2 protein-coding genes are annotated in these 2,002 nt (G+C 58.0%); both read left to right on the plus strand.

Annotation, left to right across the window (positions count from 1 at the left end; translation table 11 throughout):
* Window positions 1-383 precede the first annotated feature (383 nt).
* The gene (locus ACIA8K_RS41210) at window positions 384-1,274 is read left to right on the plus strand and encodes a polymorphic toxin-type HINT domain-containing protein (RefSeq protein WP_396068959.1); all 891 of its coding nucleotides are present in this window, start codon (window positions 384-386) and stop codon (window positions 1,272-1,274) included.
* A gap of 2 nt (window positions 1,275-1,276) precedes the next feature.
* Window positions 1,277-1,771 carry a DUF4265 domain-containing protein gene (locus tag ACIA8K_RS41215; protein WP_396068960.1) on the plus strand — a complete coding sequence of 165 codons (495 nt, stop codon included), beginning with the start codon at window positions 1,277-1,279 and terminating at the stop codon, window positions 1,769-1,771.
* The last annotated feature ends 231 nt before the right edge of the window (window positions 1,772-2,002 follow it).

Below are 2,002 nucleotides of genomic sequence, written 5' to 3' on the forward strand. Positions count from 1 at the left end.
CGTGATCTCACCCGCCACCTTCGCCTCTACAGAGGCCATTCATACCTCGAATCCCCAGCTCAGCGCCGTGCCATCAGACTACGCAACGGCCCTGCGCCGGCATTGGACTGCCCGGCACAGCTGCCGCAATTCCTGCTCCCAGGCGAGCGCGGCCCTGAGGTTCCGGCCAGGGCCATTGCGTTCTCGCGGGGCGGCGTGCTGACCAGCGATCTTGTGGAGTGAGTGGCCTCTATGGAGGCGGATGAAGCGAGTGAAACCCTCAAGGTGATCATGGAGTTTCTCTAGGACTGCACGACACCGAGGACTCCACCCGCCGATGGCATCATGATCTAGGTAAGGCATCAGACTTCATCAACGCCGCCCGAGACGGCGACGTCGAGGGGATGACCGAGGCGGTCGCCGGTAAGGGCATCGAAATCGGCGTCGCTCTCATTCCGTTCATGAAGGTCAAGCTCCCGGTGCGTGCGCCGAAGGCAATGCCCAAGCCGACCAAAGACCCTTCACCGGTACGCGCTGCTGACAAGGACACCCCGGCGCCCATTGACTGCAACGGCGCAAAGAGTTTCTCAGGCGCGACTCTCGTCTTGATGGCCAACGGCACGGTCAAGAGTATTGAGGACGTAGTTGTTGGTGACGAAGTCCTTGCCGCAGACCCGGAAAGCGGACAGCAGGAACCGCGTCTCGTAACACATATCTGGCCTCACCGTGACGACTTCATCACGCTCGAGGTCGGTGGAGGTCTGATCCAGACGACTGAGGACCATCCGTTCTGGAATTCCACAGACCGGCAGTGGCAGAGGGCGGACGAACTCGACGCTGGCGACATGCTCGTGACCTCAGAGGGGCTGCCTGCAGAGGTTGGTGAGGTGGGGACCTGGCGGGCGTTCGATGCAGGGGCGTACAACCTCACTGTAGACGGCCTGCACACGTACTATGTGCTCGCCGATAACACGCCGGTCCTCGTTCACAACTGTGATCGCGGCGGATTGGACTTTACGGATGCTGAGAGGCAGAAGGTGTATGACGCCAACCTTGACGCCAACGACGGAGTGCTGAAATGCGAGTACTGTGGGCGGGACGTGGTAAGGCGCCCGTCGGAGTCTGGTGTCCCCGGACGTCCCGACGATGCGCAGATTGACCATGTCGAACCCCGCGCCGCTGGCGGGCATGGTGGTGCGCATAATGGCGCTGTTGCCTGCCGTAGGTGCAATCGAGATAAATCTACCAAGCCGATGGAGGAGTGGGATGATGAGCTTCGGGAGCTTTTGGAATAGAGATGGCTGAACGTGCCGATTCGGAGGGGAGGAAGTTCCGGGTCGCATTTGACCTCCCGTCTGATGATAATTCATGGGCTCCGTTTGGAACCGAGCGGCTATGGGCTGCAAAGACTCCGGTCAAGCTTCTCCTTAAGGTCCAAAACACTCCATTCTATATTCGGGGTATCTCGAACGGTGACATTATCCTCGTGCGTCCAGACAGCGAGCGTAGGGAGGTCGTTTTTGTCCAGCTAATCGAGGAATCTGGTCATTCGACAGTGCGCTTGCTGCTCAAAGAAGCGGAGGGGAAGTTGCGGGCTGAACGGTTGCTAGTCGAGTCTGAATGCGCATGGGAGATTGGCGCTAATAACTACGTCGCTGTTGACATTGCTCCGACGGTCGACTATTCGATTCTCAGGCCGAAGCTAATAGAGCTAAAGGCTGAGGGCTTGATTGGTATTCAAGAAAGCTCCATATCAACACTTCATCAGGCTCAGCTCGCCACGTTCCCCTAGCTTGCGAAGAATTCTTCTCGTTCCGGGTTGAAGTAAATTTGATTGCCTAATACTCCAGCAGGAGATCCGTTTTAGGGTTCGGTGAGGGCTTGTCTGGCGTAGTGGCTGGTCTTGGCTGAGTTCTGATGGCAGGGCTATTGAGGTGATCTCAGCAAGATTCGGGTAGGTGTTTGTATTCGAAGTGGGTCAGGTGGAGTGCGGCGGCGACGATGTCGCCGATTCTGCGTGGGC

This window comes from Catenuloplanes sp. NPDC051500 (assembly GCF_044454585.1).
Lineage (GTDB): Bacteria > Actinomycetota > Actinomycetes > Mycobacteriales > Micromonosporaceae > Catenuloplanes.

Coding starts and splice junctions, on each gene's coding strand:
- ACIA8K_RS41210 (WP_396068959.1), top strand. CDS start 384: ATGACCGAGGCGGTCGCCGGTAAGGGCATCGAAATCGGCGTCGCTCTC.
- ACIA8K_RS41215 (WP_396068960.1), top strand. CDS start 1,277: ATGGCTGAACGTGCCGATTCGGAGGGGAGGAAGTTCCGGGTCGCATTT.